Annotated in this window: 18 protein-coding genes; 10 read left to right on the top strand and 8 right to left on the bottom strand. The window is 38.8% G+C overall.

Annotated elements, in window-relative coordinates:
- From ACFS6I_RS10770 to ACFS6I_RS10740, 7 genes are all read left to right on the top strand, one after another.
- On the top strand, positions 1-1236 hold the full coding sequence (locus ACFS6I_RS10770; protein ID WP_380920368.1) for a hypothetical protein: 1236 nt from the start codon (positions 1-3) through the stop codon (positions 1234-1236).
- Positions 1214-1762: a hypothetical protein gene (locus tag ACFS6I_RS10765; protein WP_380920366.1), complete on the top strand. Its 549-nt coding sequence runs from the start codon at positions 1214-1216 to the stop codon at positions 1760-1762. The genes ACFS6I_RS10770 and ACFS6I_RS10765 overlap by 23 nt, the downstream gene beginning before the upstream one ends.
- A 34-nt stretch (positions 1763-1796) precedes the next feature.
- Positions 1797-2603: a hypothetical protein gene (locus ACFS6I_RS10760; protein ID WP_380920364.1), complete on the top strand. Its 807-nt coding sequence runs from the start codon at positions 1797-1799 to the stop codon at positions 2601-2603.
- 55 nt (positions 2604-2658) lie between these two features.
- A complete protein-coding gene (locus ACFS6I_RS10755) occupies positions 2659-3429 on the top strand; it encodes a hypothetical protein (protein ID WP_380920362.1) in 771 nt (256 codons plus the stop codon).
- Positions 3430-3582: 153 nt separating this feature from the next.
- A complete protein-coding gene (locus ACFS6I_RS10750; RefSeq protein WP_380920360.1) occupies positions 3583-4341 on the top strand; it encodes a hypothetical protein in 759 nt (252 codons plus the stop codon).
- 55 nt (positions 4342-4396) lie between these two features.
- A complete protein-coding gene (locus ACFS6I_RS10745; protein ID WP_380920358.1) occupies positions 4397-5212 on the top strand; it encodes a hypothetical protein in 816 nt (271 codons plus the stop codon).
- A 34-nt stretch (positions 5213-5246) separates the two neighbouring features.
- Complete coding sequence (locus ACFS6I_RS10740) at positions 5247-6209, top strand: hypothetical protein (protein ID WP_380920356.1); 963 nt, start codon at positions 5247-5249, stop codon at positions 6207-6209.
- Positions 6210-6258: 49 nt separating this feature from the next.
- On the opposite strand, the gene ACFS6I_RS10735 is transcribed toward ACFS6I_RS10740, so the two are convergent.
- The 8 genes from ACFS6I_RS10735 to ACFS6I_RS10700 form a co-directional block, all read right to left on the bottom strand.
- Positions 6259-7173: a hypothetical protein gene (locus tag ACFS6I_RS10735; RefSeq protein WP_380920354.1), complete on the bottom strand. Its 915-nt coding sequence runs from the start codon at positions 7171-7173 to the stop codon at positions 6259-6261.
- Positions 7174-7188: 15 nt separating this feature from the next.
- Complete coding sequence (locus ACFS6I_RS10730; protein ID WP_380920352.1) at positions 7189-8340, bottom strand: type II secretion system F family protein; 1152 nt, start codon at positions 8338-8340, stop codon at positions 7189-7191.
- Positions 8341-8352: 12 nt separating this feature from the next.
- The gene (locus ACFS6I_RS10725) at positions 8353-8847 is read right to left on the bottom strand and encodes a PulJ/GspJ family protein (RefSeq protein WP_380920350.1); all 495 of its coding nucleotides are present in this window, start codon (positions 8845-8847) and stop codon (positions 8353-8355) included.
- Complete coding sequence (locus tag ACFS6I_RS10720) at positions 8837-9196, bottom strand: hypothetical protein (RefSeq protein WP_380920348.1); 360 nt, start codon at positions 9194-9196, stop codon at positions 8837-8839. Before ACFS6I_RS10720 ends, ACFS6I_RS10725 begins: the two co-directional genes overlap by 11 nt.
- A complete protein-coding gene (locus tag ACFS6I_RS10715) occupies positions 9186-10349 on the bottom strand; it encodes a hypothetical protein (RefSeq protein ID WP_380920346.1) in 1164 nt (387 codons plus the stop codon). Before ACFS6I_RS10715 ends, ACFS6I_RS10720 begins: the two co-directional genes overlap by 11 nt.
- 80 nt (positions 10350-10429) lie before the next feature.
- Positions 10430-11074 (bottom strand): toxin-antitoxin system YwqK family antitoxin, encoded by a 645-nt coding sequence (locus ACFS6I_RS10710; RefSeq protein WP_132842697.1) that lies wholly within the window; start codon positions 11072-11074, stop codon positions 10430-10432.
- Positions 11064-11573: a hypothetical protein gene (locus ACFS6I_RS10705; RefSeq protein ID WP_380920344.1), complete on the bottom strand. Its 510-nt coding sequence runs from the start codon at positions 11571-11573 to the stop codon at positions 11064-11066. Before ACFS6I_RS10705 ends, ACFS6I_RS10710 begins: the two co-directional genes overlap by 11 nt.
- The gene (locus ACFS6I_RS10700; RefSeq protein WP_380920342.1) at positions 11563-11940 is read right to left on the bottom strand and encodes a hypothetical protein; all 378 of its coding nucleotides are present in this window, start codon (positions 11938-11940) and stop codon (positions 11563-11565) included. Before ACFS6I_RS10700 ends, ACFS6I_RS10705 begins: the two co-directional genes overlap by 11 nt.
- A 494-nt stretch (positions 11941-12434) precedes the next feature.
- Between ACFS6I_RS10700 and ACFS6I_RS10695 the strand changes: the two genes are divergently transcribed.
- From ACFS6I_RS10695 to ACFS6I_RS10685, 3 genes are read left to right on the top strand one after another with little or no spacing between them, the layout of a single operon-like run.
- Positions 12435-15905, top strand: coding sequence for a hypothetical protein (locus ACFS6I_RS10695; RefSeq protein ID WP_380920340.1), 3471 nt, complete (start codon positions 12435-12437; stop codon positions 15903-15905).
- A 12-nt stretch (positions 15906-15917) separates the two neighbouring features.
- Positions 15918-19367 carry a DUF6443 domain-containing protein gene (locus tag ACFS6I_RS10690; protein WP_380920338.1) on the top strand — a complete coding sequence of 1150 codons (3450 nt, stop codon included), beginning with the start codon at positions 15918-15920 and terminating at the stop codon, positions 19365-19367.
- Positions 19367-19717 carry a hypothetical protein gene (locus ACFS6I_RS10685; protein WP_380920336.1) on the top strand — a complete coding sequence of 117 codons (351 nt, stop codon included), beginning with the start codon at positions 19367-19369 and terminating at the stop codon, positions 19715-19717. The genes ACFS6I_RS10690 and ACFS6I_RS10685 overlap by 1 nt, the downstream gene beginning before the upstream one ends.
- The last annotated feature ends 315 nt before the right edge of the window (positions 19718-20032 follow it).

Genomic DNA, 20032 nt, shown 5'->3' with positions numbered 1-20032 from the left:
ATGCTAGAGCGCCTGAAGCAATTTTACCAGTTATCGCAGTATTTGGGAATATCCTACCGCCAGGAAGGTGATCAGGAGATTTTCCGATGCTGTACCATACAGCGCACAAAAGATAGCCTGGAAATTGAAAATACGGCAACTTATCTGGATTGGGAAAAGTTGTCCGCAGTAAAAGATAAGCTTGTTCCGGTGTCCTTACATATTGATAGCCGTCAGGTACTTTTCAAAGAGTATACAGGCCAGATTGTCGATGACGAATCCATCAAGAATATTTTCCCCAGTTACGATGCGGAGCGCTTTTTCAAAATGGAGATGCAGGGCAAAGATCGTTCTTGGTACGCATTTGTAAGGAAAGATTATATCGCCAACTTATTACAGCGTTTCCTACAAGAAGGCTTTACCATCATATCGGTATCGATAGGTCCCTTTATCTTGGATCATATTTTAGCCCAGCTCAATAGTTATGAAAATCGCTATACATTGGACAAGCATTTTATCGAAATTGATACCGACAAAGAAACGTGGAAACACTATTCTTACAGTGACACACATACGAGTACATTCGCGATTAAAGTAGGTGACCAGCCCATCAAGCAGGAATATGTCATGGCCTATGCTGCCGCGTTTAGCGCTTTAATGGCTAAAGATCTACAGGATTACAGTCTCGCAGAACCGACGGTTAAAGATGCCTTTGTAACGGCAATAGAAAAAAAGAAGTTTAAAACTAACCTCTTGATATTTATAGGTGTATTCTTTTTTCTTTTGATGGTAAATGCTTTGCTGTTCAATATGTACTATACAGAAAATGAAAGCCTGGGCAATCGGGTCAGTACACAGCAGTCAACCGTGAAGGATTTAGGTAAGATTGAACAGGAGATTAAAACAAATGAAGAACTAATTACGCAGATCGGCTGGAATGGAGGTGTTTCAAAAGCATTTCTATTAGATAAGATCGGCGCTTCAATGCGTAATTTCAGTTCCATCAATTTGACACAGATACAAATTAATCCGCAGCAAAAAGTAAGTGGAACCAAAACTGTACAGTATCCGCAGGTGCTATTGATAAAAGGCACCTGTTTGTCTTTAAATATTTTAAACGAATGGATTCGGGGTCTCAAAGACTATAAATGGATCGAAAAAGTTAATATCGAAGAATACGGCAGTAAACAGGTAGGGGAAACAAGTGAAGCTTTTACGTTAAAAATAGAATACAATGATCAAGTGGAAGGAAATTGATTATAAAAAGCGGAACAAACTGCTTTATGCAGGAGCAGGCCTGATGTTGCTATTAGGCTGGATTCTTGCCTTTCAGAAAACGTACAATGCCTATCAGATTAACAAGCAATTGTCCGCACAGGTCGGCAATGACGTGAGTCATAATGCGCAATACCAGCTTGTCAGTAAAGCTAAAATAATGGATAGCCTGGCAAAGGTATATCAAACAGATTCAACGAGCTGGAATGATAATTTTTTATCTAACGCAAGCCGTGCTGTCAACAGTCCGGCAATACAGGTCTATTTTAACAATCGTCCAGCAAAAGGAGTACAGCTGCAGAGCGATACAACAGCAGTACGAAATAAGACGTTGACTATAAAAGGAGATTATCGTGCCATCGTGCAGTCTATCAGCGAACTGGAGAAAATAACCACCTTAGGATATCTATCTGCTGTTAACCTTAAAATAGACACGAAGAAAGTTAGCCCCGATCAAAAGAAAGTAATAGAAGGCGAACTTGGATTCAAGGTACTGCAACTCCAATAACAAATACCAATTACGAACTTAATAAAAATTCTTAATGATGAAAATTATCTTCTTCTCCGGATTATTACTTTGCGCAAATTTTTGTCAAGCACAGACGAATATATTACCCAATTCCGGAAATGTGGGCATAGGAACTGTGAGTCCCAAAGTTTTGCTTGATGTAAGTAAAATTGCAGAAAATGATAATTCCGAAACATTAATGAGATTTTCTGTTAGTGATGCAATAGGACAAGATTTAAGTATTCAGAACTACACCGCTATTAATGGGAAATTTATACCATTAATTGTAAGTCAGTCCAATAGAAATGATAGTTACTCCTTAGGTCTGATGAGCGTTTTAGAAAAGGTGAGTTTAGATCAAGGTTCAATACCAATGATCCGATTTGATGCTAGGGTGCAATCCGAAGCTTTAAAGTATAGACCTTTGTTTTCTTGGGGAAGTTATACAAATGATTATATGACAATGCTTGCTTCTGGTAATCTTGGAATAGGAACGAGCAGTCCTGAACATAAACTGGATATTGTTGGAACAGCAAGAGCACATGAGATCATAGTCAATACGCAAAAAACAGCTGATTTTGTTTTTGAGCCAGACTACAAAAATCCTAGCCTAGAGCAAATAGATGCCTTTATTAATGCAAATAAACATCTCCCAGGAATTCAAAGTGCCGTTCAAATGGAGAAAGAAGGATTAAATGTAGGCCAGTTTCAAATTGATCTGTTGCAAAAGATCGAAGAATTGACACTTCATCTTATTGAAAAGAACAAGGAGATGAACGATCTAAAAGAAAATATGAAAGTGATGCAACAAGAAATAAATACGTTAAAAGGAAGTAAATAACATCAATCCATCAAATTAATAATAATAGTAAAACCAAATTATTAAACGATTAGATATGAAAAAGTTGAACGCAGTAGTATTAGGCATTGCCTGTCTTTTTTATGCAAAAGCAAGTCATGCACAAACAGTATTAAATACAACAGGTAGTTATATTTGGAATGCCACAGATCTTCCTCGAACGTTTAATGGAAAGTTACAGTTTTCCTTTGTTAAAGGTACTGAGGGGTTTCCGAGCTATGGAACAGTTTTAGCTGGAGGCGGATTTAACAGTACACAGGATGGAGCTGCTTTTCAGTTATATTTTCCATATTCAGATGTTCACGGCGGTAAAATTCCTAAACTAAGATTAGGATTGTATAATAACCAAGGTTGGTCAGATTGGCAATCATTTTATACAAGTGCAAATGCGAATAATATCGATACGGACTGGACTGCCAAAAAGGTTTATGTGGTTGACAAAATTGGAATTGGAGTTCAAAACCCGACGGAAAAACTAGCGGTCAATGGTAAAATCCGAGCAACAGAAATTAAAGTCGATTCCGGACCATGGCCAGATTTTGTTTTTGAAGAAGATTACAAACTGACCCCACTAAAAGATGTTGAAATCTTTATAAAAGAAAACAAACACCTTCCAGGGGTTCCAAAAGCAAAGGAAATTGAAGAAAATGGACTATCGTTGGGTGAAATGGTTCGTATTCTAATGCAGAAAAATGAAGAACTTACGCTGCATTTAATTGATAAAGACAAAGAAATGAAAAGTTTGAAAGAAAATATGGATCTGATGAAACAAGAAATAGGTTCCTTGAAAACTAATAAAGCGAATTAAAGTAGAAAGTGGAGAAAGAGATAAACGAATATTTTCATTTTAAAATCGATGATTTTTTTTATAGAATATAATGTATAGTAATCTATAGCATTCAAGCAATGTAGCTAATCAATTGCCATAGTATTCCGTTAATAGAAGTATAAATAATTACGTATGAAAAAGATAAATAGCTTTTTAATAGTAATTGCCTGTCTGTTTAGTGCAAGTACAACTTTTGCTCAAACAGAATTAAACACATTAGGCAGTTACAAATGGAATATTGCCGATCTTCCCAGAACTTTCAATGGAAAATTGCAATTTTCATTCGTAAGGGCAGAAGATGGTTTTCCACAGTATGGTAGTGTTCTTGCGGGCGGAGCATATACAAATGTACAGGATGGATCTGCTTTTCAGATTTATTTTCCATATTCATCTTCTATGGGGGGTAAGGTTCCAAGAATTAGACTGGGACAGTACAATAACCAAGGTTGGTCAGATTGGCAATCATTTTATACGAGTGCAAATGCCAATAACATCGATACGGACTGGACTGCTCGAAAGATTTATGTGGTCGACAAAATTGGAATTGGAGTTCAAAACCCGACGGAAAAACTAGCGGTCAATGGTAAAATCCGGGCAACAGAAATTAAAGTCGATTCCGGACCATGGCCAGATTTTGTTTTTGAAGAAGATTACAAATTGACTCCTCTAAAAGATGTTGAAACCTTTATAAAAGAAAACAAACACCTTCCGGGTGTTCCAAAAGCTAAGGAAATTGAAGAAAATGGACTATCGTTAGGTGAAATGGTTCGCATTCTAATGCAGAAAAATGAAGAACTCACATTGCACTTAATTGAAAAAGACAAAGAAATCGAAGATCAGAACAGCCGTATTCAAAAATTAGAAACTTTAGTGAACAAATTGGTTAAGTAGCATATGCCTTATTCTGTTTGCACAAAAGACAATATCAATCCCATATATTAAAATAATGCGTAATCGTAAATTTATCTGCATTACTTGCATAGCATCAGCAGTATGCTTTACAAATGTAAAAGCCCAAGTAACAAATGTGTTTCCTGCAACTGGTAAAGTGGGGATCGGAACACTTGCACCTACAGAATTATTACAGATTAATGGGAATGTTAAATCCTTCAAAAATATTATCACAAATGAGGCCGGTAGGTCCGTTGAAATTTCACCAACAGAGATTAGGTCAGGTCTAGGAAGTATTGATGCTAAAAAAAGATCATTGCATTATGAGATTGCATCAAATTGGGATGTGTCTCAGATACAGCTTAGGACTGGATCTACTTATTTACAAAACACAATAAGAATACAAACAGATTATAATGGTGTAAGTTTAGATGGTAAAGGGGGAGTTTATTTCGGTCTTAACAATACGGATACGCATGTTATGCTGTCAAATGGTAATGTTGGGATTGGTACGCTAGAACCAACAGAAAAGTTATCTGTTAAGGGAAATATTAGAGCACAGCAGGTAAAAGTAGAAATGGCAAACTGGCCGGATTATGTTTTTGAAGAATCTTATCAACTTCCGAGTCTCAAAGAAACTGAAGCTTTTGTGAAATTAAACAAACATCTTCCAGGTGTACCAAAAGCCAAAGAAATAGAAGAGGATGGATTATCGCTCGGCGAAATGAATAAAATCCTGATGCAGAAAGTCGAGGAATTGACCTTACATATGATCCGTTTAGACAAAGAAAATGAAGAATTAAAACTACAAAATAAACTAATTCTTGATTTGCAGGCAGATGTTAAAAAATTGAAGGAAATCAATAAATAATAAAACAATATTTAAGCTTAAAACCGGGATCTTTATGAAGTATATTTTTTGTGTAGCAATTTTAACAATATCTTTCTGTACTGCTAAAGCGCAAACGAATTTCGAAGGTATTAATTTGATTAAGGGGCGTGATTTGATATTCAAAGGCTCTACAGATAGACCTACTGACGCAGGTGATATCGTCTTTCAAAAATCAGATGGAGTGGAGTTGGCGCGAATGAGGAGCCACCATGATGATGCTACTGGATTAGGTGCAATCATTTTCTCAAATACACCATTAATAAAAGATAATTTCTGGTTTATGGGGGAAGGTAATTTTGGAATTGGTACAACAATTCCTAAAAGCAGATTGGAAGTACAGGCTCCACTGTCAAATGTATCAACAGCAATTCTGCATTCAAATGGTCATCAGTCGTGGGGACATGTGCTAGCATTGGTTACAGACGATCCGACTGGAGATGATCCGAAGTTATTATTTAGTTATAGAAATAAGGCGAAACAGTGGTCATTAGGTGGAGGAAATAATGAAACGAGCTTTCACCTACGCGAAGATGGTGGCGACGGAGTATATGGTACTGCTCCTGGCACAGCAAGATTTACAGTCTTAGCAGGTGGTAATGTAGGTATAGGTACCGATTTACCCCAAGAAAAACTTTCCGTTAAGGGAAATATTAGAGCTCAACAGGTAAAAGTAGAAATGGCAAACTGGCCGGATTATGTCTTCGAAGAAACATATCAACTACCGAGTTTGAAAGACACAGAAATCTTTATAAAAGAAAACAAACATCTTCCAGGTGTACCAAAAGCCAAAGAAATCGAAGAGGATGGATTATCATTGGGTGAAATGAATAAAATCCTGATGCAGAAAGTTGAAGAATTGACCTTGCATCTAATCAATAAGGATAAGGAAATATCGCAACTGAAAGAAACGAACACAGATCAGTATACTGAATTTTCAAAACGATTAAGTGATATTGAAAAAGCCCTAAAAAAGTAAATGAGATATGAATAAAAATGGGGCTTGCTATATATGCAAGCCCCATTTTTTATTTCCCAGCTTTTAAAGCTTTCATTTCAGCTTTTAGATCGCGGATCTCTTTATGTTGGTCAATGAGATAAAGGGTCAATTCCTCCACCTTTTGAAGCAATTGCTTGTTTAACTCACCAAGCTCAACACCTTCTTTTTCAACCTGCAATGCTGAACTAACATTGGGTAGATGTTTATTAGTCTTTACGAATTGCTCCAGACTATCTAAAGGAGTCAAGGAATATCCTTCCTGGAATACATAATCGGGCCAAGGACCGGCATCAACTCTGATTTCCTGCGCACGGATTTTACCGTTGACAGCCAATTTCTCCGAAGGTGTAGGAGTACCGATTCCGACATTGCCATTAGAAGCAGCTTTAATAGCTAAAATGCCTCCAGTGCTTTCAATGGTATTACCCACGATTAAATCCCAATCGTAAGTCATTGGAAGTAAATTAACTTGATTAGGTTCATTAGCCATCGGTAGATTTAGAAGTGTATAGCCTAAATTAGCATTGATAGAACGAATCTTAATGTTAACAGGTAATGTTGTTGCGTTTCCTAGGGTATTTATTGCTCGAATTCGAAAAGACTTAGTTCCAGAATTATGATCAACAGTAAAATTAAAACCATTAGTGGCATAAATATTATTATTGATTCGACCAGCCTCACGCCAAATATTTGGATTGCTGTGTGAGGAAGAAGCGATATGGGTAGCGGCGGCGGCCATATAGCCTCTGTCATAAGAAATCGATATTTCATAAAAAGAAGAGGATGCTGCGGCTGTGGGCATTGCCTTGGCAAATTCAATATAATCACCAATTTTATAATTACTGGGGAAAGTAACACTAGTCTCCAAATAGTCTTTGGTATTTTGAGCGTAAATTGTTGAGCCAGCAAGTATCCAGCTTAGAAATAAAATGATTTTTTTCATAAAAATATATAAAGATTAAAAACTATTGCTCATCTGGAACATTGGAAGATACATGGCGATCAGAATCAACCCCACAACTAAACCTAAAAAAATAATAATAAAGGGTTCCAGTAAGCTGGATAGGGTTGATGTTTTATATTCCACCTCCTCTGTTAATTGACTCGAAATTTTCTCAAAAAAGAAATCCAGTCGGTTAACTTCTTCTCCAACACGGATCAGCTGAACAGTCTTGGCCGGATAAAAGGGAAATTTCGCGAGTGACGCATGTAACGATTCTCCCTGTAAGATATACTGCTCGGTTTCCTGTAGTGATTGTGCTATTGGATAAAAATCGGTCATCTGCTGTACAAGCTGGATAGATTGCAAAAGCGGTGTATTGGTGCTGACCAGTAAGCGCATCGTATTAGCAAATCGGGCAAGATGAATCTTGCGAATGATATCTCCAAATAATGGTAAACGCAGCTGAATGATGGACGACCATTTTCGGTACCATAACTTCTTTCTATTGACGTAGAAAAAGAGAAATACCCCAAGTACAATAAGGAAACCCCACCAGAACGTACGGTCTAAAAATAGGGATATATTTAAAATAAGTGCCGTAATAGCAGGAAGCTCCCCTCCGAAGCGGGTAAAAACGTCGGCAAACATCGGTACCACAAACTTGAGCATAAAGAAAACAGCCCCCAATGAAGTCGTCATGACGATCGCTGGATAGGTTAGGGCAGAAACGATCTTACGCCGTTGGCTGATCTTACTCTTGTAGAAAGAGCCTAATTCCTTCATTACCTCGCCCAATTTTCCTGTTTCCTCACCGATTCGGATACTGAAGTACTCATAGCTGCTGAAACGTCCGCTATTTTGGATCGCTTCAGATAAGCTCTCACCTTTTAAAACCGCCTCTTTGATGGCATGGAAAGTTTTGCCGTCTTTGTTGTTTTTATGGTCTAATAAAAGCAGATCAAAGGCCGTTTTAAGATCTACACCTGACAGCAGTAATGTGCTGAACTCAAGATAAAACTCTTCCTTTTTCTTATCGGAAAGTTGTCCGTTCCCAAAAGAGATATCCCGGTTCAGAAAACCCATCAGATCAAAATCTTTTTGATCTCCAGAACTAGAAGCTTGGGTCTTTTTATTTTTTTTATATTTTGATATGTCAATTTGTGGCATAACAACTTGGTTTTAATATTGTTTAGTATTCGCAATCTGCATCAATTGTTGAGCAGCATATTTTTTATCAAGGATAAAGCTATGCTCTTCTTTATCGTAGGTAACCGTTACCTGAAATTCATCGATACAGGTTGGACTTGGGCGTGAGGTATTGCGATAAAGACCATCAATAGCCAATGTCTTGAAATTAAAAGTATCCGTTTGCTGTTGGTAATGATCCCGTGCAATATAATTTTCACTGAAAACATAACGTACAGTTCCAGCACTGTCCAAGAGCTGCAGTTCGTTTTCTGCATAAAAAACTGCTTGAGCCTGGTCCATATCTTTTTTTAGCAAATGCTGGAATAGACTGAAGCTGAACTGCTCTTGCTTTTCCCGCTGCTGACTTAAATAGAGCCTTTGAAAAAATTGGAACATATAAAATGCCATCCCGATACAGATTGCAGCAATTAGCATCGCTATACTGAGCTCCATAAGTGTAAAGGCCTTTAGTTTTTTAGTTTGCATGTTCCAGTTCCTTTATCACTATCAAACTATCTATGATCTTTCCGTTGTCGGATAATTGTGCTGTCACTTTAATCCGTACACGATCGGAATAAGTAGAAAAATCATCCTGCTCTACCGTATAATAAATACCCTCTTTCTCAAATTGCTGTTCCTGATCTTCCTCTAAGGCCTGATGTGCCAGTACGGCCATCTCATGGGCAATTACTTTAGACTGTTTACTTTTAGATGAACGGACGAGGTTCGTAAAGATCATCATTCCAATCCCGAAAACAAGTAAAAGAATAACCATTGAAATCAAGACTTCAACCAGAGAGGAGGCGCGGACGGTATGGTTCAGTTTAAATTTCATGATACCATTTAATCGGTTTATTAAACACTTTCCCTTTATCGTTATTTTGCAGATACGAGCTGATGAAGTAAGGCGAACGTTTTGATCGGTCAAAAGTCACATCAACCAAAAAATTCTCATAGAGAGACGAAGGACTCTTATACAGAAAGCGGTAACAGGCGATCTTACCCGAGACCTGAAAACCTTTCGCATAATCTAGTAGACCAGTAATATAGAGATCTCCTTCAACGCGACAGTCTTTTCCAAAACTGGCAATCGGAGGGATGTCAGATCGTTCTTTCTCATAAAGAAAAACTGTTCCTGCAAGTTCACACTGTTTACCAATGCTGATTTTTGAATTGCTGTCCTTCTCCGAAATCAATCCAATGGTTGATGGATAAAGCAGGTTGACTTTTTCCTCTAAGACGATCGAATCTGTGGCGAAAAATTGCGCATTCCCCTTAAAGCCAGTTTCGATACGAATACTTGGAGCAATCACAATAATATCATCCAGATGACTGGAAGATGAAATACGAATGGTTGTATCGGATACGACAATAATATTGCCGGTTAAACTATCTTGTATAAAGGATAACCCTGAAACACGATAAGTCTGCGTTCCAGCTGAAAAAGCTGCTTTTATAGTGCCCCCAGGAAGTTCAGGATAAGGAAGGCTATCAAAAACAAGCAAACTTTGAATGTATTGTAAGCGGTTTTCTACGACTGATGGCATTTTGCGGTCACTATCACCCATTTTTCCTTCGATAATATCTTTATAACCCTGAAAATAATCGCCGTCAACATAAGAAGGACGGATACCGGATTTTGGTAAAAATGTATTGCCTTTAATCACTGTTTTTCCGCTGACTGACAAAGGTCGGTCCTCATCAACAATATACAGAACGGTCGAATCGGTAATATGCTGACCAATCATAGCGACCTGCTGCATACTATCTTGCTGTATCTGTGATTTTACCGAAACAATATCGTAAAGACCCCACTCATAACGCGATACCCGGATGGCATCGCCCTCCATAAGCACATGAGTCAACATGCTGTCCCGTACAGATGGGAAATCGCGGGAAGAAGCGAGTTGGTATCCTGCATCGATCTGTTGGCGGAGCATATCTTGTCTATAGAAGCGTGATTCTTGATCGCGAAAAAAATAAGCCATATAAATCATGCTTCCCAAAATTAAGGAAACGATGAATGAGATAACCAGTACAAGATACAGAGCGGATGAACGAAGCATAATTATTCGCTAGCTGTAGGAGCGGTTTCCTGCTTATCCTTTTTTCTGAACCACTGATTGATCTTATTACCGATTAATTTTCCGGATTTTCGAAAGATATTGTTATCAAGGTATTCATCCTTCGTAATGGCATTTCCATAAGCGTAATAGCTTAGGCTGATGCTATCATTTTGGATCTCCTCAATAATACCATGTAAGCGGTTATCTTTAAAATGACCACGTTTGCGCCATTTTCCCTGTTCATTATATTCGATAAAAGGACCTTCTTCGATGCCCGCTAACCATTGGGATTCCTTTTTTAAATTACCGTTTTCATACCAGCTTTTCCAGATGCCATCTTTCATACCAAAAGCATAATTTCCCCGTTCAGATAAACTTTTATTAGGGAAAAAAGTTGTAAACTGCCCATAAAGGAGCTTTCCGGAATAACCACCCATGGTCGTATGTAGCATATTCGTGGAGTACCAGGTATAGGTCTTTTCGCTGACGGCACGGTACTTCAAATTATCCGCATGAAAGACATGTTTAGTGCCATCCTCATTAATAATGGTGAAGCGTGTAAAAATGGGAAGATCCTTACTTTGCGAATAAGCATCCGGACTACTGAAAGAAAGTAATAGCGTATAGAAGAGTAACTTAATTTTCATTTTTATAAATGGTTTTGGTCTTATCCCCAATTTTTATTTTCAAATATTCTTTATTAATGCTCACCAAGTGCACACCTGACTGCCGTTCACCGTTATTCATCATGTACTGCATGCCCTGTATATTGACAATGGCTGTCGGACGTTTATCCTCTAGGTTCTCAATAAAACCAAGGTATTGCACATCAATCTGTGGCTCCATCTCCACTGGTGCAGGAGGGATGTAGTCATTTACTGGGTTCTGTAGCGCAGGCTCCATCGGGAGGTCCGTTGTACGTACAGCTAGATCGCGCAACATTGGGTCAGCGTAGTCCAATAGTAATGTTCCTATTTTTTTACTGCTATAGAAAGATAGATTCACAGGTTGCTCTTTAAATGTTTTTTTAGCCGTAACGGGCATATCAGAATTGTCGGATAGGGAGCTGAAAATTTTCATTAAGATAAAACCCCAGACACCCAAAACAGCAGCTATTAAGATATAGGTAGTCGCTTTACTTTTCATCAACCTTTTTATCGAGAATGACAAACTTACGAGAAGTATAAATACCGACACTGCCACGATTTTCTGGACGTACGCGCCATTCGTATGTACCCGGTTTAAGCGTTAATTCAACATAATCTTTTGTTATAACCGAATCAATAGGAAGACGTACGATAGATTCAAAATCAGGCGAGGCGATCTGCAAACGGTACGAAGTAGCATCGATATGTTTCTCCCAAAGAAAAGTTAGCGTTGTATCCAACGTCATCAGATCACTTTTCGGACCGATAAGATTGACACTCTTTTTCTCCAAAGGATAGTCCACAAATTCCGAACAGGAAAAAAAACAGGTCATGAATACAGCAACAATCAATATAATACTTCTCATATGGGTATAATTAATAAAGCAAATATATGTAATTTTTAGCTTAAATGATGTGTTAAAATATTGCCTTTGGGTAAAGATAAATTGACTTTAATAGATCTGGAGTGAAATGAATGTCGATTTCGTGATCAAGTTCAAGAAAGATAAAATTAACTGAAACAATTTTTCTTGATTAAAGGAAAAATTGTTATTTTAGTTTCAGTAAATGCTATAGCCCAATTAAATCTAATTAACCGAATTTTATTAACTTATTGTATATAAAATGCTGATGCATATAACGGTGAGCTCCATCTGTTATTTTTTGACAGCGTTTTTATCCATTGACTTTCGGTATATGCTATTCTGTAGTTTCAAGACATCACCATATTAACTGAAAATATATAGTAATGATACATAAATTGATTAAATTCAACCTGCTGGGCTTTTTTCTTATTATAACCTTTTACGGGAACTGCTTGGCTCAAACCAGTACTTCTGCTAACCCTTCCATAAACGGGATGCTACCCAGAGTGGTAAATGCTTCTCCGGAAGCAACTTCTTTAGGAAAATATGGATTTTGGCCGGTATCATATTATACAGGTGTGCCGGATATTTCGATTCCAATTTATAACATCACAATTGGTGATTTCAGCCTACCAATCACAGTTAGGTATCATGCCAGTGGTGTAAAGGTTGATGATATCTCCTCTTGGGTAGGCGTAAACTGGAGCTTAAGCGCCGGAGGTATGATAGGACGGACTGTGATAGGACGACCTGATGACGAAGGTGCTGGAGGTTATGCACATCAAGTAAAAACTGGGCTAAGGTTTAAGGAGACTTTTAATCTTAGAGTTCCAGAAGATTATCATATATTAAAGGAGAGCTCTGCTTATAGTGATGCACTGCGTGAAACCGAATCGGATATTCACTATTATAACTTTGCAGGATTTTCGGGAAGATTTCTTATGGATAGTACCTTTAACATCCGAACGATCCCAGTTAGTAATTTAAAGTTTATATACTCTCCGTTTTCAGTGTTAAAGCAGGAAAATATTCCTCCATTAGCTACAGGCGTTCCCGATGAAGCCTACGTGATTGCTGACGATAAGGGAAATATCTATAAGTTTACTAATTTGGAGGTAACACGCGCCGGAATAGGAATTGCAGATAGTCCAGAAGGCGGAAGAGATTTTACATCAGGATATTATCTATCGCAAATTATTCTCGCAAATCGGGTCGATACCATAAATTTTGAATATGGGCTAAAAAAAGAAATATATGTTCTTGCTCCAGTTCACTCTTATAAGGAAATACCTAATGAACCTCTTTTACCGCTCTTAAGTAATACAAGCTATAGTGCTCTATTAGGTGCAAAAGTGGTATTGTATAATGGTAAAGAGGGGGGATCGTATGCACCTAGAAAGCATTATACTAATGGGCAGACTGTTCTTAAGAAAATTTCCTGGCGTAATGGTCAGGTGATGTTTTATAGTAATACTATCCGTGAGGATATGGACCTAAATACCGGTCATATGTTGGATAGTGTGAAGGTTTATGATGTTGACGGAAAACTTATTACTAATTATGGTTTTAATTATTCTTATATCGGAAAACGTTATTATTTATCTTCCCTTATTGAAAGTGGGAATGCTAATAATATCAAGCCTTATTATTTCGAGTATGATAAAGCCGGCCAGCTTCCCTATAGAAATTTTACGACAAACTATTTATATTATTGTCCACAAGATCATTGGGGCTACTTTAATGGAGCATCCGCCAGCAAAAACTTATTGCCCCCAAATACTAATTTTACAGAAATGTCGGTTGGAAAACTTGTTGGAAACAGGGAGCCTAATCCCGATTATGCTGCATTTGGTACTTTAAGTAAGATTACATTTCCTACAAGAGGATATACCGAATTTAAGTATGAAGGTAATCGATATGATCCAAGTACTGTCGCTAACGAATCAGGGCCCAATCAACCGATTGTGGATGTTGTTAAAAATGTGACTGGAAGTAAAACTGTGCCTTTTTCACGTTCTATTAGTTTTACAGTTCCTTTTGACCAATTTAATGGACGTCTGAAGCTTCGAATCTATAATTATAGCAAGCCTCCAGGAAAAGGTAATTTTCATCTACCTTATGTGCGTATAAAACGAGGAAGCACCAATGTGTATTATAATGATGCTTTTGATACGTTTCCTACAACTGCACCTAGCCCTAATCCTGATGGTTCACATAGTTATGAGTTCAATATCTCCAATGTACAACTGTTCCAGGGAGATTATACACTCATCGTTAGTGACACCTGTCTCACTACAGTAAGCTGCATGGATGCTCCCGATCCCAGAGTCGCTTATATGGAGGCAACATTGACATATAATGGATATGGTGATCCTCCTGATCCCGGAAATACACCACCTCCTTTTGGTGGCGGATTAAGGGTTAAAGAGATAGCAAATTACAGTTCGGATGGTAAGCTTGCGGATAAAAAAAATTATCAGTATAATCCTGGTCATTTGATAGCCTACCCATCTGACTATACAAGATATTATCAACTTTTTGTAAATGATTTGGTGAGTCAATATTCAGGAATTGCAAAAGGGGAAGCGGTTGCTGATATAACAGAAACATCAAGTACACCACAGACTATTTTGGGACTTACTCAGGGCTCTACTGTAGGGTATACTAAAGTAAAAGAGCAGCAGGTAAATGAATTTGGAGAGGGGTTAGGGTATGTAAATTATCACTATTCATTTTTCAGGGATACACTCAGCCCCTTGATATTTGATGTAGCCTTACAAGGTAAATATCGAGTTTTGGGAGCAACAGTCCCTCCGAATAGTGTAGATTATAAAAGAGGTTTATTATTGTCTAAATCTATTTATAAAAGACAGATAGGAGGGCAGTATGTGCAGATCGATTCTTTGCTAAATAGTTATGATTTTTTTGGCGAAAATTATGGTAGTCTTTATTATAAACAAAAAAATCTTCGTGTAAATAAGTTACGTATTGGAGAATGGCAAAATATAAAGATTGTTCAGGGGTATATATGGCCAGCGATAGAATGGATGGATACTTTTACTGACTTTTCTTATGCATATTATGATGTGGTTTCTGATTGGATTCCGTTGATGAGCAGTGAAGAGATTAAATATGATCAAAATGGTGCAAATCCAGTTAAAACGGTCACCAACTATCAATATAATACAAAAAATCTGCTTCCAAGCCAGGTCACCACTGTGAACAGTGGCGGAGATAAGACGGTTACAAGGATTACCTATCCTGTAGATTATATCATCACTGGTACATCGAACAATGATATTGCGAGAGGTATCAATAATCTGAAACAGCAATATATTACAGCCGCTCCTGTAGAATACACGGTCAGTAAAGAAAATAGCAATGGCAGCAACAAACGTACATTATCATCAACATTATACACTTATAAACCTGCAATAGCTCGACCAAGTGCTGTATTTGCAACCAATAGCATAAACCCAATAACCAATTTTGCGCCTGTTTCGATTCTTTCTGGAGCTTCGGTTATGGATAGTCGTTATGAAAATAAAAGCCTGTTCCAGCAATATGATCAATATGGTAATATAATAGAGCTTAAGGAAAAAGCAGGAGTTACGGTCTGCTACATTTGGGGTTATAAAGGTCAATACCCTATTGCCGAGATCAAAAATGCAACTTACAGTGATGTACTAACCAAACTAGGCGGACAGACAGTGCTGAATCAGCTGAACAGCAGTTCTGTCACTGAGGCATTCATCGCACAGAAGATGGAAGCACTTCGAACAGCCCTTCCTGCGGCTCATATCACCTCTTATACCTACCAGCCACTGATCGGTATGAGAAGTAAAACAGATCCGAGGGGAGTGACCGAGTATTACGAGTACGATGGCATGCAGCGCTTGAAGGCCGTTCTTGATCAATTTAAGAATGTAATCAGTGCTTTGGATTATCATTACCGTCCCAACTAAGCAAGATCAGATATGAAACGACATATGTTATTGACAATAGCTATAGCCTCCTTTTTGGTTTCGCAGGGTCAGATACTGCCCAAAGATACTATACTGAGTGCTTATAACAACCAGACCAGTATCCAGGCCCTGAACAGCATTACGCTCAAGAATGGCTTTACCATACCATCCGGGAGAAACGTGACAATTTCCATTGTGGCCTTTCCAACGCTTGTCAGTCAGCCAAGTGCAGGGCAAAACTATATCCTAAAAAAAACTTTTAGGGAAGCCGGGGTAACATTGCTGAATTTAAATGCTTCCCGGAATATCGGTCAGGAAAACCAGACCGTCCAGTATGTAGACGGTCTGGGTAGACCATTGCAGACTGTGCAGCTGATGGCCAGTCCGACCTATAAGGACATCATCCAGCATATCGAGTATGACGGATTTGGAAGAGAAAGTAAGAAATACCTTCCTTATGGCGAAAATACCGCAACTAATGGTTCCTATCGTACCAATGTCGGTACCCAGGTTTTGAACTATTATGCGGCAACAGCGACAGGCAAAGGCTGGGATAGCCACGTCAAAAAAACACCAAATCCCTATGCCGTCACTGTGTTTGAGAACAGCCCGCTAAACCGAGTACTCGAACAGGGAGCGCCCGGTCTGGCCTGGCAACCGGCTACTGATCGAGGAGCAGTTCTGACGACTTCTGCTAGTGGCCATACAGTGGTAACCGATTACGGAACCAATGTGGCCAGTGACGTTAGAATGTGGACTGTTACTGCCGCAGGTACGGGAGCCACTTCGGCATTCTACGCCGCAGGGAAACTCTATAAAACAGTTGTCAAGGACGAGAACTGGATCCTGGCCAGCGGCAAACAGGGAACAGTAGAAGAGTACAAAGACTTTGAAGATCGCATTGTGCTTAAGCGCGTATGGGAGACGGATACAAAGAAATTGGAAACCCATTACGTATATGACGATTTTGGAGACCTGCGCTATGTCATCCCTCCAGGATATACCGCTACTACTGTAACCGATAACAATGCCGATTTCAACGAACTGCTGTATGCCTATAAATATGATGGAAGAAGACGGTTGATCGAAAAGAAGATCCCGGGCAAAGGCTGGGAATACCTGGTCTACAACAAAAATGACCAGCTTATCCTGAGCCAGGATGCCGTCCAGCGCGGGCTTAAAAAGTGGAGCTACAGTAAGTATGATGTATTCGGCCGGATTGCGAGTACCGGCATCTACACCAATGGAACAGCAGGCCAGACGAGCAGGGCACAGGTACAGACATTAGCAGATGCCGTAGCTCCACAATGGGAGACCCGTACCGGCACCGCATATAGCATAAGCTCATTTCCCACTACTGCTTCCCAGTTACAGGAGCTGACGGTTAATTATTACGATGATTACAGCTTTAAAACTGCCACCGTATTAGCCGTAACAAACGGCCTGGATAGCACCTCCAGGGTAAAAGGTCTGCTTACGGGCACAAAAGTCAGTATGGATGACGGTACATTGCCCTTACTGACCGTAAATTATTATGACGATTACGGCCGGGTAATTCAGACAGCAGCAGATAACCATATCGGTGGTACAGATTATGTTACGAATACTTACAGTTTTGTCGGGGAGTTAAAAACAAGTACACGCTTACACAAAGATAAAGCCGGAACACAGACGGCCACCGTAACCAGCAATGAATATGACCATGTGGGCAGACTACTAGCGACCACACATCATATCGGTGATGTATCAAATGCCGTGACGCTGACTAAAAACGAATACAACGAAATCGGACAGCTCAAGAAAAACAGTGTGGGTGGGGACAAGAATGGAGCAAATTTCCACTCCGCAATCGACTATGCCTATAATGAGCGGGGCTGGACTAGCAGTGCCAGCTCTGCGCAGTTCAGTTATGCTCTGAAGTATAACGAACCCACACTAGGCAAGCAGTATAACGGGAATATATCCGAGCAGCACTGGGCACATAGCAGTCCGACATTATCCAATATTTTCAAATACAGCTACGATGGACTTAATAGGCTAAAGAACGGAACCAGTACAGGAACCGTAATGATCGAAGATCTGGCATACGATGATATGGGCAATATAACGGTGTTAAAACGCAATGTAGGCAATACGGCCACACTGACCACGACCAGCTATGCCTATAACAATGCCAACAAAAGTAACAGACTTCTAAGTGTCACCGGGGGAGTTAGTGGCACATACACCTACGATCTGAACGGTAATGCCAAGACAGACCGTACCGGTATGAACTTTAACTACAACCATCTCAATCTTCCGGATTCTGCTTGGAACGCTGGATTAACGGTCAAGGTCGGTTATTTATACGATGCACTCGGTACAAAGCTTCGTAAATATTCGACACAAGGAGGAAACAGGGACTATGTTGGCGGTATAGAATATAATGGAAATACGATCGAACTGATCCATACAGGAGCAGGTGTAGCTTACCGGAATAGTAACGGAACTTATACTTATCGGTATAACCTCACAGACCATCTCGGCAATGTAAGGTCAACAGTTTACCGTAATCCATCAAACAATAATGCAGTTGAAGTTTTACAGAAGGACGATTATTACCCTTTCGGCAAGCAAAGAATTGTTGTGGGAGGAAATAATAAGTATCTTTATAATGGCAAAGAAATCCAGGGCGAGCTTGGTGGGCAGTATGATTACGGTGCTAGGTTCTACGATGCTGAAATAGGTAGATGGAATGTTATAGATCCGTTGGCCGAGAGCTATCATTCCTACTCACCTTACAACTACGCTTTGAATGATCCGATAGGTAAACTTGATCCAAATGGTATGTGGGTTGAAACTGCCGGAGGGTGGTCTACTAATGATACAGACGATATTGCCGCATTTATGCAGCAGATTCAAGAAAGCGACAAAGAAGATCCTCCAAAGAAAAAAGGGAATATTCTTGCAAATGGTCGTGGCTCAATAATTAGAAAAAATGGCAGGAGTCAAGTTCAGAAAGGGAATGGTTCATCAGATGCTTTTCTTGATAATGGCTTTGAGCTTGGGATTGGTTTTACTCCTATAGGTACTTTTTTTGATTTCAAAGCGGCTATATCTGGCGAGGATATGAGTGGGGAGCGACTTTCACCATTTTGGCGATGGGCTGGATTGTTACCATTGATGTCAGAAGCAAAGAAACTCCAAAAATTACATCATATATTTAACAGTAAGAATGGGCATGCATTGGAAAGCTTAGTTGAGAAGTTTGGTAGTCAGGAAAAAGCATTTGAAGCTGTTGAAGCAGCTGCTAATAAAGCATTGAAAGAAGGAAAATTAAATGTCTTTCCAAATGGAATTCTTCCTAGTAGTAATTCTGGAAATATTATTAAGGTAGGCGAAATGGATGTTAGATTAATTGGGGGACGGGTAATAAATGGAAATCAAATAGAAATATCATCTTTTAGTAGAAAAGGACTGTAATGGATAAATTAAATGTTTTTGAACTGGCACTTCTTTTTGCATTGGCAGAGAATTGTCCAGGCTTGTATACTCATATAGATAAATTGAGTGTTGTTGAGAGAGAATGTACTGGTGTAGGACAGTATATTTTTTTAAATTATAATAATGAAACTGATCTTTTGTTGATTTCTGAAGATATTTTGTCTAATGACAAGTTGATAGAGATAAAGGGACTTGAGGTCGGTTTAGGTTTTGTCGGGAATGTCAATGAAGGGAAATTAAGTAATATAGAGATTTTTGTATATGGATCTGATGACTGGAATTGTGATTATACAGGTTTTCGTCTTAAAGATTTAGGACTGTCCCAGTAAAAAATCAACAGTTTAGTTTGTTTTACATTTGAAGCCCAATTTTTCATCGGATTGGGCTTTGTTGTTTTATTTAAGTATCGCCTGCGCCTTGCTCTTTGCTAGAAATGCATGAAGGAGGGCAAATATGTGGTCCTTTAGGCTTTCGCTGAGCTTTTCTATATCCTGTATCAAAAGGAAATGCGAAGAAAGTGGAAAATTCTGCTGTAACTAAACTAGATAATTATCGAGCAATTGATAAAATATTTCACATGGCAACACTCTAGAAAAGTCACTGCCTCATGTTTCTATGATACAAGAGGTTTTACAAGGGAAACA

Source organism: Sphingobacterium anhuiense, assembly GCF_042686355.1.
GTDB lineage: Bacteria > Bacteroidota > Bacteroidia > Sphingobacteriales > Sphingobacteriaceae > Sphingobacterium > Sphingobacterium anhuiense.
This window is presented reverse-complemented; position numbering and strand designations above follow the sequence as displayed.

Coding starts and splice junctions, on each gene's coding strand:
- ACFS6I_RS10760 (WP_380920364.1), top strand. CDS start 1,797: ATGATGAAAATTATCTTCTTCTCCGGATTATTACTTTGCGCAAATTTT.
- ACFS6I_RS10770 (WP_380920368.1), top strand. CDS start 1: ATGCTAGAGCGCCTGAAGCAATTTTACCAGTTATCGCAGTATTTGGGA.
- ACFS6I_RS10745 (WP_380920358.1), top strand. CDS start 4,397: ATGCGTAATCGTAAATTTATCTGCATTACTTGCATAGCATCAGCAGTA.
- ACFS6I_RS10685 (WP_380920336.1), top strand. CDS start 19,367: ATGGATAAATTAAATGTTTTTGAACTGGCACTTCTTTTTGCATTGGCA.
- ACFS6I_RS10700 (WP_380920342.1), bottom strand. CDS start 11,940: ATGAGAAGTATTATATTGATTGTTGCTGTATTCATGACCTGTTTTTTT.
- ACFS6I_RS10690 (WP_380920338.1), top strand. CDS start 15,918: ATGAAACGACATATGTTATTGACAATAGCTATAGCCTCCTTTTTGGTT.
- ACFS6I_RS10695 (WP_380920340.1), top strand. CDS start 12,435: ATGCTACCCAGAGTGGTAAATGCTTCTCCGGAAGCAACTTCTTTAGGA.
- ACFS6I_RS10740 (WP_380920356.1), top strand. CDS start 5,247: ATGAAGTATATTTTTTGTGTAGCAATTTTAACAATATCTTTCTGTACT.
- ACFS6I_RS10710 (WP_132842697.1), bottom strand. CDS start 11,074: ATGAAAATTAAGTTACTCTTCTATACGCTATTACTTTCTTTCAGTAGT.
- ACFS6I_RS10725 (WP_380920350.1), bottom strand. CDS start 8,847: ATGCAAACTAAAAAACTAAAGGCCTTTACACTTATGGAGCTCAGTATA.
- ACFS6I_RS10750 (WP_380920360.1), top strand. CDS start 3,583: ATGAAAAAGATAAATAGCTTTTTAATAGTAATTGCCTGTCTGTTTAGT.
- ACFS6I_RS10730 (WP_380920352.1), bottom strand. CDS start 8,340: ATGCCACAAATTGACATATCAAAATATAAAAAAAATAAAAAGACCCAA.
- ACFS6I_RS10765 (WP_380920366.1), top strand. CDS start 1,214: ATGATCAAGTGGAAGGAAATTGATTATAAAAAGCGGAACAAACTGCTT.
- ACFS6I_RS10755 (WP_380920362.1), top strand. CDS start 2,659: ATGAAAAAGTTGAACGCAGTAGTATTAGGCATTGCCTGTCTTTTTTAT.
- ACFS6I_RS10705 (WP_380920344.1), bottom strand. CDS start 11,573: ATGAAAAGTAAAGCGACTACCTATATCTTAATAGCTGCTGTTTTGGGT.
- ACFS6I_RS10720 (WP_380920348.1), bottom strand. CDS start 9,196: ATGAAATTTAAACTGAACCATACCGTCCGCGCCTCCTCTCTGGTTGAA.
- ACFS6I_RS10715 (WP_380920346.1), bottom strand. CDS start 10,349: ATGGCTTATTTTTTTCGCGATCAAGAATCACGCTTCTATAGACAAGAT.
- ACFS6I_RS10735 (WP_380920354.1), bottom strand. CDS start 7,173: ATGAAAAAAATCATTTTATTTCTAAGCTGGATACTTGCTGGCTCAACA.